Here is a 14,848-nt window from a genome sequence, read left to right as displayed (position 1 = left end):
TAAAGGGTTCCAGGAAGTTTTTAAAGGATTTCTATTGTTTGTTTGATGGGTGTTTATACTTATCACTCAAGGTTTATTCCCTAATGTTATAAATCTTAATTTGAAATAAAAATCGAGAATACACAATGCGCCGGGAATTTTATGAATAACTTAATAGACTCCATCAATGGTCTGCTATGGGGCAGCATTCTTATGTACCTGCTTATGGGGGCAGGTCTGCTTTTCACGGTAAAAACCCGCTTTGTTCAGATTCGCCGGTTTACTCTGGCAATGAAAACCATGCTGGGCAGCCGTGCGACTGATTGTTCTACTCATGTCTCTCCGTTTCAGGCGTTTTGTACCAGTCTTGCTGCACGGATAGGTACTGGCAACATCGCGGGTGTCGCGGTTGCCATTACTATGGGTGGGCCTGGTGCTGTTTTCTGGATGTGGCTGATCGCGGTTCTGGGTATGTCCACCAGTCTTGCCGAGAATATTCTTGCTCAGCTTTATAAGACCAATAACGGTGATGGTACTTATCGAGGCGGCCCGGCTTATTACATTGAGAAAGCCCTTGGGCAGCGCTGGCTGGGTATTATCTTCTCCATCTCCCTGATTATTGCGTTTGGCTTTGCCTTTAACAGTGTGCAGTCTAACTCCATTGCCGCAGCATTCAGTGGCTACGAAATTCCAACGGAAGCTATTGGTATGGGGCTGGCAATGGTGAGCGCCCTGATCATCTTCGGTGGTATTCGTTCCATTGCCAAAGTGGCAGAGATGGTCGTCCCGATCATGGCCTTTGGCTATCTGGGTGTGGCCCTGGTGGTGGTATTTATGAATATCACAGAGCTGCCGGCGGTCTTCAGCCTGATTATCAAGAGCGCTTTTGGTCTTGACAGTGCTGTCGGTGGTGGCGCGGGTTACGCGGTGTCCCAGGCGATGCAGCAGGGCATCAAGCGTGGTTTGTTCTCCAATGAAGCGGGCATGGGTAGTGCTCCTAACGCAGCAGCAACCGCACACTCGAATCATCCTGCCAACCAGGGCATGATGGGGATGCTGGGTGTATTTATGGATACGATCATTGTCTGTACTGCGACCGCTTCTATTATCCTGATGTCCGGCGTAATGGACGGTTCTGGCGTAACAGGTATCGAGTTGACGCAGCTGGCTCTGGAAAGCCAGGTGGGACCGGTCGGTAAGCACATGGTAGCTGGGGCTATTCTGTTGTTTGCTTTCAGTTCGATCATTGCCAATTACTACTATGGTGAATCAAACCTGCGCTTTATCATGGACAAGAATTGGCTGGTAAACGTTTATCGTATTGCCGTACTGGGTATGGTGATCTGGGGGGCAAGCAGCAGCTTGCCAACCGTGTGGGCTTTTGCAGATGCCTCCATGGGGATCATGGCACTGATTAACCTGACGGCTATTCTGATGCTTTCTGGTATTGTTGTTCAGGTTCTGAAGGACTTTGATGATCAGGTGGCATCCGGTGTAACACCGGTATTCAATCGTCGCAAGTTCCCATTCCTTGATAAAACCATGGACGCAGACGTATGGACCGAGCACAGCTCAGGTCCGGTTGAAAACTCTCATAAGGCAAAAGTTAAACGCACTGCAGCACCAGACGTTTAATTCTGACTTGGATGAAATCAGTGAAGGCCACTTTTTCAGTGGCCTTTTTTTATCGACAGTTGTTGACGATAATTACGCAGTGCGGCTCAAAACCGTGAGCCGACAAAGAGATGGCGTTCCTTACTCAGGATGCAGCAGCGCAAGCAGTGCTTTGATAAATTCCTTTCTCTTGATCTCGAAATCATTAACATGCGCAGTGGTCGATAGCCAGTTGTTCACTCTGAGTTCAAAATCATTGCGGCAAATATGGTTGGTCAATTTGATTTTAAGATTCTCGGTAAGAGCATGGAGGCGTTGTTGTTCGCGAAATTGTTCGGTCTGACAGTCAGGTTTTACGGGGTTGCCGTCAACCTGCAAAGCGATAAACTGGCTGGCTTTGTGCAAGGTGAGCAAGGCGCGCATCAGCAAACCGTAAATACGTTCATCGGCGTTTTGAGGTGAATTAAAAAGAATGGTTCGTGGTATACGAAATACCGTTTCTTTTTGCAATTGCCCGGTCAAAGAGTCAAGGTTTTCAGTGAGGTATTCCAGGGTATCGTTCAGTAACCGGATTTCTTCAGCAAACGACAAACACATTACCGGCCTTTCAACGCCAGGCACGTGGATGGCCAATTCTGCGGTATTTCTACGGGCTGCCCTGGCATCAATATTGACCTGAAGTCCCATTGCTTTCATCCCCAAATCACCCTCTTTAAGCTGAATATTGTAAGCGCCTGGCAGTTTAATCGCCTGACAGCCCGGGATAAGCCCGATGGTGACGCTTTTGGGGATGTCTGAGTCCATGTCGCTGTTAAGAGTCTGCAGCTTTTTAACGAGTCTTCTGGCCGACTCTTTGTCCGTGCAGATAATGTCAATATCATTGAATGATGAGCAGAGGTTCTGTAAAAAACGGGCGTATGAGCCGGTAATCAGAATTTGAGGATTGCTATAAAGACCATTGATTTCCTGAATAACCTCCAGTGCTTCCAACGTTAATGCACTTAACCGCGTGACTGGACTGTTCAAACCCGGCCTGCTTGACCATTGCTTCACCGTTTGCACTACATAGGCGGTAGCTGTCTGAGTGGTGGACGTATTGTCTGTTTTATCCCGGGATTCACTGCCCGAACTGACGACGGATGCCGTAGCCGATGTTATTCTTCGGCGAGAACTCTCTACACCGGGGGGGAGTTGTTCTTTATGGTCATGCCCATCGGTATTTGCACGATTGGCTGAATGTCTGTTGCCATCACCGGGAACGGTACTTTCCGGTTGAAACAGTAACTCATCCATTATGTTGGCTTCGCAGCTGTGATGTTCAAACCAGCAGCCCAGGGCGCGGCGCAGCTTGCTTCCTTCCGGAAAACTCTGAAGACTCTCCAGAACCTGATACCTGTGGATTTGTCGTCCATGAACAGATTGGCGGGCAATATGGCATTGTGCCAGGAAGAAGAAATGCAGTCGTGAGTTCTTAAATGAGCGCCTCAGTCTTTTGATGGACTGCAATACCTGTTCTGCTGATACTCTCTGATGATTTATTGGCAGCCCATGCTGCATCGCCATGCACTGCAACATACATTGCAACTGATGTTGCTCATCATCTTTGGTCGGCACATGGTTTAAGATTTGCCAGGCTTCTTGCAGTAAGTCCTGCGCGTCGTTGGTTTCATCGTAACACTGAGACCGTTTCAGCCTTTGCATCAGATACCTGGCTTTCCTTGAAGAGTGATCCCCGGATGCTTCATTAAACGCGGCTAATACGTCCTTGTTATCCAGATAGTTGCCATTCAATTCTGTTGCATTCAATGCCAGCTTGGAGTAAAAAATCGCTTTTTCGAGCAGCCAGCCACCTTGTTCATAACCCTTAATGACTGCATCCGGTTTGACCTGCTGGCCATTCAGCACCAGGCCCCTCAGACAGCATTCCGCTTTGAAGCGTGCTATCCCCAGTTTTCCTTTCGGGCTCTCCGGGAAATCCTTGACCACCGCCTCCGGTGTGACCTGTTGACCATTCAATGGCAGGCCTTTCAGGCAGCATTGCTCCTGAAAACGTGCTATACCCAGTTTGCCATGCTGGCTATCCGGGAACTCCTTAACTACCTCATCCGGTGTGATTTGCAGGCCATTTAACAGCAGGCCTTTCAGGCAGCATTCCGATTTGAAGTGTGCTCTGCCCAGTCTGCCTTCTGAATTATCCGGGAAATCCCTGACCACCATATCCGGTATGATTTGCTGGCCATTCAACGCCAAGCCCTTCAGGCAGCATTCCGCTTTGAAGCGTGCTGCCGCCACTCTGCCCTCTGGGCTTTCCGGGAAATCCTTAACCACCGCGCCCGATGTGACCAGCTGGCCATTCAACGGCAGCCCCCTCAGGCAACATTGCGCTTTAAAGTGTCCCAGCTCCAGTGTTGCTTTAGCTGCCTGATAATCCGCCACCACCTTATCCGGTGTGATCTGCTGACAGTTTAACGGTAGGCCCCTCAGGCAGTATTCTGCTTTGAATCGCACTATCCCCAGTCGGCCTTCCGGACTGTCCGGAAAAGCCTTTAGCACCGCCTCCGGTGTGACCCGCCGACCTTGCAACGTGAAGCCTTTCAGGCAACATTCCGCTTTGAAGCGTGCTATCGCCAGTCTGGCTTCCGGACTGTCCGGAAAAGCCTTTAGCACCGCTTCCGGTGTGACCCGCTTGCCATTCAACGTCAGGCCTTTCAGCCAACATTGTTCCTTAAAGCGCGCCAACTCGATTGTTGCGTTGGCGGTCTGAAAACCCCTGACCACCACATCCGGTGTGACCAGCTGGCCGTTCAACGGCAAATCTCTCAGGCAACATTCCGCTTTGAAACGCATTGGCTCAAGTGTTGCTCTGGCTACCTGATACCCCTTAACCACCGCATCCGGTGTAACCTGCTGGTCATTCAACGAGAGGCCCCGCAGGCAACATTGTTCGTTAAAGCGGGCTATTCCCAGTATGCCCTCTTGATTATCCGGGTAAGCCTTAATTACTTCATCTGGTGTGATCAGTCGGCCATTCAACGTCAGGCCCCTGAGACAACATTCTGCTTTGAAGCGCGCTATCCCCAGTTGTCCTTCCGGACTGTTCGGGAAATCATTAACCACCGCACCCGGTGTGACCAGCTGGCCTTTTAACCGCAGACCTCTCAGGCAACATTGTTCCTTAAAGCGCGCTACCCCCAGTTTGTCTTTCGGGCTCGAGGCAAAATGCCTGACTACTTCGTCCGGCGTGACCTGCCTGCCATTCAACAGCAGGCCCTTAAGGCAACATTCTGCTTTGAAACGCGCCAGCTCCAGTGTTGCCCCGGTGGCCTGAAAGCCCTTAACCACTTCCTCCGGTGCGACCTGCTGGCCATGCAGCGGCATACTCTTCAGGCAGCATTCTTCCTTAAAGCGTAGGATTGCTAAATGGTATTTTTTATTTCGATATGGCTTCCGATTGAATTCTTGAATGACCTGATCCGGGGGCACTTTTCTATGGTTATGAAGAATGTTTTGTAAGCAGAGCTTTTGCAGGAAGAAGCCGCTGCGCAGAGACGATGTGTCCATCCCATAGGCTCTCAGTACATCAGCTGATGTGACTTGACGTCCATGTAATGGTTTTTTTTCCCAAAAGGCATCCTCAACACATTTACCATTATTCATGGGGCGAGCGGTACCTTTAAACGACGGACGGTTTGAAACTCTTTTACCGCTGAATGTACTGCCACAGTGCGGAGAACTCACGCTTGAAGCAGGTTGTTGGTCAACCTGGCCAGCAGGCTTTGGGTGGGAGTAGGCGGATGTTATTGCTTTCAGAATAAAACCCTGCACACATGGAATATAAATACCGCCGTTTGACCCCCAAATGATTATCAGGTTCAAAATTTCAGGAACAAGACTGAACGATGCTGATCGTGAAGAAGACACGGCAGAAGTTGGAAACTGTCGTTTAATAAAATTATGCAAGATGATTGTTGTTCAACTGACTTTTCTTCCACTTCAGTCGAATATAAAAATCGTCCCTTTCAGCCAACCAGCCGCCACGTTCATAGTCCCTGCCAACCTCATCGGCTGAGATCGCCTGGCGATTTAATGGCAGGCCGTTCAGGCAGCATTCCGCTTTGAAACGCACCAGCGCCAGTATTGCTTTCGCTGCCGTATAATCCCTGACCACATCATCCGGTGTGATCTCTTGGCCAGTCAACGGCGGTTGCCTCAGGCAGCATGCTGCTTTGAAGTGCGCCATCGCAAGTTTGCCTTTCGCGCTATTCGGAAAAGCGCTAAGCACATCACCCGTTCTGAGCTGTTGGCCTCTGAACGGGATACGCCTCAGGCAACATTGCCCTATGAAGCGCGCTATCTCCAGTTGGCTTGCCGGACTATTCCGGAAAGCCCAGGTCACCATGTGTGGTAAGACCCGATTACCCAATGGCAGGCCTCTTAAGCAGCATCCCTGCTTAAAGAACGCTAACTCCAGTTTGCCTTCCGGAGTATCCGGGAAAGTCTCAAGCACCGCTTTCAGTGAAGGCCGCCAACCATGAGGCGGCGGTTCCCTCAGGTAACACTGTGCCTTGAAGATGGCCTTCTCAAGTTTGCCTTCCGGACTATCCGGGAAAGCCTCGATCACCGCTTCCGGTGAAACCTGCCGGCCATGCAGCAGCAGTTCTTTCAGGCAACATTGAGCTTTGAAGAGCGCCATCTCAAGTTTGCCTTTCGGAGTATTCGGGAAAGCTTCGACCACAGCTTCCGTTGAGACCTCCTGGCCATGCAGCGGCATTTTTTTCAGGCAACAATGCGCTTTGAAGAGCGCTAACCTCTCTTTGCCTTCCGTGCTATCCGGGAACGCCTCGACCACAGCTTCCGTTGAGACCTTCTGGCCATTCAACGGCGTGCCCCTGATGCAACAATTCGCTTTGAAGCGCGCTATCCCCAGTTTGCTTTTTGGACTGTCCGGGAAAGCATTAACCACTTCATCCGGTGTGAGCTGAAGGTCATTCCACAGCAGGCCCCTCAGGTAACATTCCACTTTGTTGTCCGTTCTTTCAAAAAGCAACAATGACATGTTTTTATCGCTGACCAACATTTTTTTAATGACATGGTCTGATCTAAGACACGACACATGACGAGTATGAGTCGCACTGAAATGAACAAAATCAAAAAAAGACAATTTACTGGCAATGAGAACCAGCAGTTCATCAGGAAGTTTGTCCAGATAACAGCTATTAGACTGGCAATGTACTTCTTTTACGGTTCTGATACCAAAAAACGCAAATGGAATTGACGAGTCAGGGGTTTGGGGATCAAGAATATACGACCGTACTCGTGGTGACACAGCAGGGGCTGGAAACATAATATAGATCCTTGTTCACCTTTTTTTCTATGAGCCCGGAGTCTGAAAAAAGTTCCACTCATGACCGGCTTGCTTTGAGTAAAAATTATTATGCTGGTCGATGACATATCAGGGCTCTTTAAAAGTTGCGCAGCCCTGAAACATTTCAAGGCAGGGCTGGATCAAGCCGGTTGTGGATGGTTCGGATAAATAACCTGGCATCAGTAAGCTCAAGATCTGCAAGGGACAACGCCAGGTGGTTTTTGCTGCCATCGGTTATCAATCGCAGGCCGTCAAAGTTCAGCTCACCAAGCGTGCTTGGGATACGCAATCGAATCAGGCCATTGTGCCTGAATTCAATCGTTGACAAATCAGGGTTGAATTCAAGAGTGTCAGCGGAGCCTGCTATCAGGAGAGGCTTGAGCAGTGTTTCCAGCCTGCTATCAACCGGCTCAGCATGTTCTTTCGCAAGCAGTGGATAAACCGGAGTGAGCAGAGCCATTGACAGGGAGGCGGATAAACGCAGCTGGCTCTGGCTGGAAAGTGCCCTGCGCAGTTGCCATCGTGACAGCATGCGCTGTTCTATCAGGTACTCTCCAAGCAGCTGCTCATGGCTTGCTGACTGATGAATGGCGGTATCAAGCTGCTCTGGAGAGATATATCCTTTTTTTATCAGGATCTGGCCCAGCCTTGAGTTGTGATAAACTGCCTGCCGTTTTTGTTCTTCCATCATTAAAGTCCATGATCTTGTCGGGGCATTGCTTTCAATATCGGCCAACGGGATAATGGTTTGATCATTGCGGATGGTCGAAAGCGGTTGGTCAAACCAGTGCGAAAATCGTTTTCGCCAACTATTCTCGTCATGGAACGTTGATAACGTGCCATGAATGTTTTCTTCAACAGGCTCATTCATGTCAAAAAATACGGTGGATACTGAGAGCTTTGCCTTTGAGCAGTCTTTGGCGGAGCTGGAGACATTGGTCCAGAAAATGGAGTCCGGCGACTTGAGCCTGGAGGAATCTCTGAAAGCCTTTGAACAGGGCATTAAACTGACCCGTGGCTGCCAGAAAGCATTGACCGATGCTGAGCAAAAAGTTCAACAGCTGCTTGTGCAAAATGGTGAACTGACCACAGAGCCATTTGCTGCTGACGGTGCAGAGCCTTCAGCAGATAGAGGGCTGTGAAGATGGCAAGCCCTGTGCCGCTTTCCAAATTTATCGAGCAGTGTCGTTTACAGGTGGATCAAGCACTCACTGAAGTCCTGCCTGATGACAGTAAGGTCAGCCCCCTGCTGCTGGAAGCGATGCGATACAGTGTTTTTAATGGTGGCAAAAGAGTGCGTCCAACGCTGGTCTATGCTGCCTGTCAGGCTTTGGGTGGGGATGTTAAGCAGGCCAACCCTGCTGCCTGCGCTGTGGAATTAATCCATGCCTACTCACTGGTTCATGATGATTTGCCGGCAATGGATGATGATGATCTGCGCAGGGGCAAGCCAACCTGTCACAAGGCATACGATGAGGCAACTGCGATTCTGGTGGGCGATACGCTGCAGAGTCAGGCCTTTGAGGTGTTGGGCAATGCCCGTTTATGTCCTGATTCAACCCTGACTGACAGTGTTCGATTGCAGCTGGTGACGATCCTCAGCCAGGCGTCAGGACTGGCTGGCATGGCGGGTGGTCAGGCGATGGACCAGTGTGCCGCCGGGACGGAGCTGAACCAGCAGCAGCTTGAGTTGATGCATACCCATAAAACCGGTGCTCTGATTCGGGCCAGTGTCCGTATGGGAGCATTGTGTGCCAGGCCGTTGCAGGGCGAGGAGTTGCAGTCACTGGATCATTATGCAAGAGCCATCGGTCTTGCCTTCCAGGTTCGGGACGATATTCTGGACGTTATTGCAGATACGGAGACGCTGGGCAAGCTTCAGGGAGCAGATATGGCTCTGGACAAACCAACTTATGTTTCCCTGATGGGGCTGGAGGCAGCGAAAGCTTATGCCAGAGAGCTTCACCATACTGCCATCAGCGCCCTTTCCGGATTCGACCATCGTGCTGATTTTCTTCGCCAGATCGCCGATTACATCATTCGAAGAAGCTATTAGTGTTGTAGGTGGCTTCAGGAATCCAACCTATCTGATTTGTCAATTCTACAGGCTAGGCTGCACAATAAGATTGTGCGATGCTATTCCAGTCAGGTTGGGTGTACAATGCCAGCCAGCGGATCATCCCAGACGTTATTACGAGCACATGTTTCACGAGATACCCAAGACACTGCCTGATACTCCTTTGCTGGACCAGGTAAATAATCCGGAACAACTCCGCGCACTTGAAGAATCCCGTCTGCCACAACTGGCCCGGGAGCTGCGGGAGTTTTTATTGTATTCCGTTGGGCGGACAGGGGGGCATTTTGGTGCCGGGCTTGGTGTAGTGGAGCTGACCATTGCGCTGCACTATATGTTTAACACTCCGGAAGACCGTTTGGTCTGGGATGTGGGTCACCAGGCATATCCGCATAAAATTCTGACGGGGCGCAGGGACAGAATGTCATCCCTGAGACAAAAGGATGGCCTCGCCGCTTTCCCGAAAAGAGATGAAAGTGAGTTCGATACGTTTGGTGTCGGGCATTCCAGTACGTCTATCAGTGCGGCGCTTGGCATGGCCATTGCAGCCCGGGCTAAAGGTGAAAAGAGGCGTGCTGTTGCAGTGATTGGCGATGGCTCCATGACGGCGGGTATGGCCTATGAAGCCATGAATCACGCAGCGGATGTAAAGGCCAATATGCTGGTGATTCTTAATGATAACGATATGTCCATTTCCAGAAGTGTTGGCGGGCTCTCCAACTATCTGGCCAAAATACTTGCCAGCCGGACTTACCACCATATTCGTGAAGGCAGTAAAAAGGTTCTGAATGTTATTCCCCGTGCCTGGGAGCTGGCAAGACGAACCGAAGAACACGTCAAGGGAATGGTGGTTCCGGGAACGTTGTTTGAAGAGATGGGGTTCAACTATATCGGCCCTATTGATGGTCATGACCTGCCCATGCTGGTTCATACCCTGAGAAATATGAGAGACCTGGAAGGCCCTCAGTTTTTGCATGTGGTGACTCAGAAGGGGAAAGGGTTTAATCCGGCCGAGCAGGATCCGATTGGTTACCATGCTATTACCAAGCTGGAGCCACAGGCAACAGAGAATCCGAAGACGGTTGCCCCCAGAAAGCCCAAATACGCCAATGTTTTTGGACAGTGGTTGTATGATATGGCCGCAGCGGATGAGCGGTTGATGGGTATTACGCCGGCAATGAAAGAAGGCTCTGACCTGATTCGTTTTGCGGATCACTTTCCGGAGCGTTACTTCGATGCGGCGATTGCTGAACAGCACTGTGTCACCCTGGCGGCAGGCATGGCCTGTGAAGGCCTCAAGCCCGTTGTTGCGATCTACTCGACATTCCTGCAGCGTGCTTATGATCAGCTGATTCATGATGTCGCAGTGCAGAATCTGGATGTGCTGTTTGCCATCGATCGTGCCGGTATGGTGGGGGAAGATGGCCCAACCCACGGTGGCTGCTACGACATCGCCTATCTGCGTTGTATCCCCGATATGCTGGTGATGACGCCGGGTGATGAAAATGAAACCAGACAGCTGTTGTCTACAGGTTTTCTTTATAAAGGCCCGGCATCGGTTCGTTATCCCCGGGGAACAGGACCAGGTGCTGAGATTTGCCTTGATCTTGCCCCTTTGCCTGTTGGTAAGGGGGAAATTCGTCGTAAAGGAAGCCGGGTAGCGCTGCTGGTGTTTGGCACCTTACTGGGGAATGCCCTGGCAGCTGCTGAGTCGCTGGATGCAACAGTTGCCAATATGAGGTTTGTTAAACCTCTGGATGAAGCGCTGGTCAAAGAGCTTGTTGCTAACCATGAGTTGTTGGTGACTCTGGAAGAAGGGTGTATTGCCGGTGGTGCAGGCTCAGGCGTGATGGAATATCTGCAGAAGCAGGAAATTACTGTGCCGGTGCTGAACCTTGGTATTCCCGATACTTACATTGAAGCGGCGAGCCATCAGGAGCAGTTGGCTCAGTGCGGGCTGGATCAGGAGGGTATTATTCGTTCGGTTCGTGACCGGATGGAGCGGATAGAGCGGAAGTCATTTCATCTTGGCAAAGCTGCTACTCCCGCTTAAGGAGTTTGCCCTGGACAACTGTCTTTCACACGACAACGTTGAGATGAAAAAAAGGGAGCTAACTGGCTCCCTTTTTGATGTTATTGGATTTGTTCAGGCCATGTTGTACATGTGCCCCAGCTTCCACACTTTGGTGGCCAGATAACGCTCGTTGTGAGGGTTTTGACCAGTCTGGTGCGGGATTCTTTCGGCAACCTGAATGCCCAGGTTGGTAAGGGATTCAACTTTGCGTGGATTGTTGGTCATCAGTTTCAGGCTGGAAACGCCAAGATGATCCAACATGGTTTTGCACATATCATACTTGCGCATATCCGGCTCAAAACCCAGTTCTTCATTTGCCTGAACCGTATCCATGCCGCTGTCCTGAAGGTGATAGGCGCGAACCTTGTTCAGCAGGCCAATGCCTCGGCCTTCCTGGCGGAGATAAAGCAATACTCCCCGGCCTTCTTCAGCAATGCGCTCCAGAGCTGCCTGAAGCTGCGGGCCGCAATCGCAGCGCATGCTGAACAGTGCATCACCCGTCAGACATTCGGAATGAACCCTGGCAAGTACCGGTCCCCCCTGACTGACATACCCCATGGTTAATGCCAGATGCTCCTTGCCCGTACCACTGTCTTCGAAGCCATACATGATGAATTCGCCATAGGGCGTGGGTAAGCGAGACTCTGCAACAAAACTAACAGACACTCACTGCTCCTTATGTAGTTCGTGACCGGATTGTATCAGTCTGTGAGGCGTCAGGCGAGTATGGTAATAAGGCAGAAAAATAGAGAGAACTACCGGCTGACCCGGAACAATGGGTTAGTAATTTGCCTCAATCTGCATGACTCCACGATGCTCTGACAGTTTGACGTGTTTCAGAAAGCTCATGCCTAATAATACGATGTCAGGGTAGGAGCCTTCGATAACGGTTGCTTCTACGTGATTTACCCGAATGTTGCCCAGAATCACGCTTGATAAATTTACCTGATAACCATCAACAAGATCGCTGGCAGTTGCTACTTTAATTGGGTTTCCTGCCTGATAATCGATGCCCAGACGTTTGGCGTCCAGTGAGTTAATGGCCAGAACATTAGCACCAGTGTCCACCAGAACATCAATAGCGCGGTCATTAATCCGTCCCCGGGTGATGTATTGTCCCCGGTTATTTCGGGATATTTTGATGATGGCTTGCTCAGGCTGTTGAATGCCACCGTTCATATCCCGGCTAATCAGGTAGGTTGCAGCTTTGCCATTGACTTCCAGGGTGGCACTGGTGCTGGTCGCTTTCAGCAGTTTTACGCCTGCCACCGATTTTCCATCTGTAGCCAGTAAATGCCGCTGACCGTCAATGATAACCAGTGCTTTATTGGAAAAAAGACCAACAACGTTGATATTGCTGGCATAGCTGTGGGTGCTTATGGCCAGGGCCAGAAGAAAGGTTGACGCTCTCATGATGTATTCTTTTTTCTTATACTTATTGCTTTTGATGATATCAGAGGCTTAAGCCAGATTAACAATCTCTATGTGAGAACTATCCTTCAGATAGACATAGTGAATGGCCTGCAGGCATAAAAATGCAAAGACGCCTGCCACCAGGTCATCAACCATAATGCCAATACCGCCGTGAACTTTTTTATCCAGCCAGCTGATCGGCCAGGGCTTCCAGATATCAAACAGCCTGAACAGGACAAAGCCCAGAAGAATCCAGGGCCATCCTGCCGGGGCAGCAATCATGGTTATCCAGAAGCCGCAGAATTCATCCCAGACGATCGCTGGGTGGTCATGCACCCCCAGATCTTTTGCGGTCCGCCCGCAGAGCCAGAAACCCACCACGGAAGCGACAACTATAACCCCAAGGTATGTCCAGAGACTTAATCCCTGCAGGAGCAGGTAAAAGAACGCGGCGGCAATGGTGCCGAAGGTACCGGGCGCTTTAGGAGCCAGCCCACTGCCGCAGCCAAAGGCGAGAAAGTGGACAGGATTTTTCCAGCAGGTTTCTCTTGGTGCTATGCCTTGTCTGGTAGAGAGCGTCATGGGCTTTATATTCTTTCAGAAATCAAAAATGAGTGTAGGCTTTTTTGCTGAGCAGGTTGCCCTGTGGGTCTCTGATTATTCCAGACTCATCATTAATCTGGCCAATACAGGTAATGCGGCAGCCATCTGAGAGTTTCGCTGGCAGCGTCTGAGCCAGGTGGCGGGGAATCGTGAAACAGAGTTCGTAATCGTCACCACCGGTCATGGCCAGGGTGAGGGCGGTATCCTGATCATGGCAACGGCCAAGGGCAGCAGACCTGGGAACCAGATCGGGCTCGATTTCTGCGCCCACGTTGCTGGCTTCGAGGATATGGCCAAGATCACCCAGCAGCCCATCGGAAATATCCAGGGCCGAGGTAGCACCTGCCTGGCGCAGCCATTGCCCGGCGAACAGACGGGGAGAGGGGTACCAATAGCGATGTAACAGGTATTTCAGGCTTTCATCACCGCAGGTTTCCGGTGTCTCGCCGCCCAACACAGAAGGCAGCGCCCCGGCGGCATCACCCAGGGTGCCGGTAATACAGATAAGATCACCAGGCCGGGCACCACTGCGTAACAGGGCCTCTCCTTTTGGGACCAGCCCCTGGACCTGTAACGAGAGGGTCAGTGGTCCTTTTGTGGTATCTCCACCAATCAGCGGGATTTTAAATCGCTGGGCAAGCTGGGCAAGACCTTCAGAGAACTCTTTCAGCCAGAGCTCGGAAACCCTGGGCAGGGTCAGGCCGAGGTTAAAACTGTGCGGTTCTGCCCCCATGGCAGCAAGATCACTGAGGCTGACGGCCAGGGCGCGGTAACCAAGGGCGAAAGGATCGCACTCACCGGGAAAGTGAACCCCTTCCACCAGGGTGTCCAGTGACTGGGCAAGCTGCATATCCGCCGGGATGTCAAAGAGCGCACAGTCATCACCAATGCCAAGAATGCTGCTGGTATATTGCCCTTGAATCTGTGCGATCTCAGGGCGAGCAAAATAGCGTTTGATCAGCTCGAATTCACCCATTACACCAGTGGCCATAAATCCCCGTTAAATGGTCAAGTCGTCTTCTGTGCCTGACATCCGTCATGGCGTAAGCAGCTTATAATCAGCCTATTTTTTCCGGTAGGCTTGCACTTCCTCAGAACGCAGGCGTGGTGCCAGCTTGTCGAGGATGCCGTTAATATAGCGATGGGAGTCTTGGGCACCAAAGCGCTTGACCAGTTCAATGGCTTCATTGATCACTACCCGGTAAGGAACATCCTTTCGGTTGATCAGTTCAAAGCAGCCAATGCGCAGGGCTGACAGCTCCACCGGGTCAAGCTGGCTCAATGGACGATCCAGTACGGCGGTCATCGCTTCATCAAGCTGGTTGGTTTGATTGGGCACACCATGAATGATGGCACTGAAATAGCCGGCATCCACTTTGCTGAAATCATTGTCCATGCGGAATTGCGCTTCAATCTGGTTCAGTGGTGATTTGGCAATTTGCCACTGATACAGTGCCTGAAGGGCCAGCTGTCGTGCTCTTCTGCGAGCCGACGGGTTGAGCCGGTCTGCGCTCTTCTTTTGAACGGGGTTGCCTTGTGGGTTATTCATTGGCGAGGTGCTCACCTCAAGCCTCCAGATTCTATAAAAGGGATATCATTTGAAAGGCACAGGCCTTTCCACCCTTGCTGCCAGATTTTGTCGGACCAGGTGTGTTACCGTCAGAGCATCAAGGGGAAGCACTTCATCTTCCAGATTAACCTGAGACGGCTTTTAAACACATTCGTT

General features: G+C 50.9%; 12 protein-coding genes. 4 read left to right on the top strand and 8 right to left on the bottom strand.

Annotation, left to right across the window (positions count from 1 at the left end):
- Positions 1-141 precede the first annotated feature (141 nt).
- The gene (locus tag O3276_RS09595; protein ID WP_269675432.1) at positions 142-1,614 is read left to right on the top strand and encodes an alanine/glycine:cation symporter family protein; all 1,473 of its coding nucleotides are present in this window, start codon (positions 142-144) and stop codon (positions 1,612-1,614) included.
- Positions 1,615-1,734: 120 nt separating this feature from the next.
- Here O3276_RS09595 and O3276_RS09590 read toward each other — a convergent pair whose 3' ends face one another.
- The 3 genes from O3276_RS09590 to O3276_RS09580 all read right to left on the bottom strand — a co-directional run bounded on the left by O3276_RS09590 (position 1,735) and on the right by O3276_RS09580 (position 7,829).
- On the bottom strand, positions 1,735-5,154 hold the full coding sequence (locus O3276_RS09590) for a hypothetical protein (protein ID WP_269675431.1): 3,420 nt from the start codon (positions 5,152-5,154) through the stop codon (positions 1,735-1,737).
- A gap of 391 nt (positions 5,155-5,545) precedes the next feature.
- Positions 5,546-6,649: a hypothetical protein gene (locus O3276_RS09585; protein ID WP_269675430.1), complete on the bottom strand. Its 1,104-nt coding sequence runs from the start codon at positions 6,647-6,649 to the stop codon at positions 5,546-5,548.
- A 433-nt stretch (positions 6,650-7,082) separates the two neighbouring features.
- Complete coding sequence (locus O3276_RS09580) at positions 7,083-7,829, bottom strand: cyclic di-GMP-binding domain-containing protein, MshE-related (protein ID WP_269675429.1); 747 nt, start codon at positions 7,827-7,829, stop codon at positions 7,083-7,085.
- Here O3276_RS09580 and O3276_RS09575 point away from each other — a divergent pair.
- The 3 genes from O3276_RS09575 (at position 7,828) to dxs (ending at position 11,085) form a co-directional block, all read left to right on the top strand.
- Positions 7,828-8,100 (top strand): exodeoxyribonuclease VII small subunit, encoded by a 273-nt coding sequence (locus O3276_RS09575; protein ID WP_269675428.1) that lies wholly within the window; start codon positions 7,828-7,830, stop codon positions 8,098-8,100. The genes O3276_RS09580 and O3276_RS09575 overlap by 2 nt on opposite strands.
- A gap of 2 nt (positions 8,101-8,102) precedes the next feature.
- Positions 8,103-9,014 carry a polyprenyl synthetase family protein gene (locus tag O3276_RS09570; RefSeq protein WP_269675427.1) on the top strand — a complete coding sequence of 304 codons (912 nt, stop codon included), beginning with the start codon at positions 8,103-8,105 and terminating at the stop codon, positions 9,012-9,014.
- A gap of 145 nt (positions 9,015-9,159) precedes the next feature.
- A complete protein-coding gene (gene dxs, locus O3276_RS09565) occupies positions 9,160-11,085 on the top strand; it encodes a 1-deoxy-D-xylulose-5-phosphate synthase (protein WP_269675426.1) in 1,926 nt (641 codons plus the stop codon).
- A 93-nt stretch (positions 11,086-11,178) separates the two neighbouring features.
- Here the strand turns inward: dxs and ribA are convergent, their stop codons facing one another.
- From ribA to nusB, 5 genes are all read right to left on the bottom strand, one after another.
- Positions 11,179-11,772, bottom strand: a complete 594-nt coding sequence (gene ribA, locus O3276_RS09560; protein ID WP_269675425.1) for a GTP cyclohydrolase II — start codon at positions 11,770-11,772, stop codon at positions 11,179-11,181.
- 114 nt (positions 11,773-11,886) lie between these two features.
- Positions 11,887-12,519: a retropepsin-like aspartic protease family protein gene (locus O3276_RS09555; protein WP_269675424.1), complete on the bottom strand. Its 633-nt coding sequence runs from the start codon at positions 12,517-12,519 to the stop codon at positions 11,887-11,889.
- 48 nt (positions 12,520-12,567) lie between these two features.
- Complete coding sequence (locus tag O3276_RS09550) at positions 12,568-13,101, bottom strand: phosphatidylglycerophosphatase A family protein (RefSeq protein WP_269675423.1); 534 nt, start codon at positions 13,099-13,101, stop codon at positions 12,568-12,570.
- A 22-nt stretch (positions 13,102-13,123) separates the two neighbouring features.
- The gene (thiL, locus tag O3276_RS09545; RefSeq protein WP_269675422.1) at positions 13,124-14,113 is read right to left on the bottom strand and encodes a thiamine-phosphate kinase; all 990 of its coding nucleotides are present in this window, start codon (positions 14,111-14,113) and stop codon (positions 13,124-13,126) included.
- A gap of 72 nt (positions 14,114-14,185) precedes the next feature.
- On the bottom strand, positions 14,186-14,671 hold the full coding sequence (gene nusB / locus O3276_RS09540) for a transcription antitermination factor NusB (RefSeq protein ID WP_269675959.1): 486 nt from the start codon (positions 14,669-14,671) through the stop codon (positions 14,186-14,188).
- Positions 14,672-14,848 lie beyond the last annotated feature (177 nt).

The sequence above is a fragment of the Endozoicomonas sp. GU-1 genome (genome assembly GCF_027366395.1).
GTDB lineage: Bacteria > Pseudomonadota > Gammaproteobacteria > Pseudomonadales > Endozoicomonadaceae > Endozoicomonas.
This window is presented reverse-complemented; position numbering and strand designations above follow the sequence as displayed.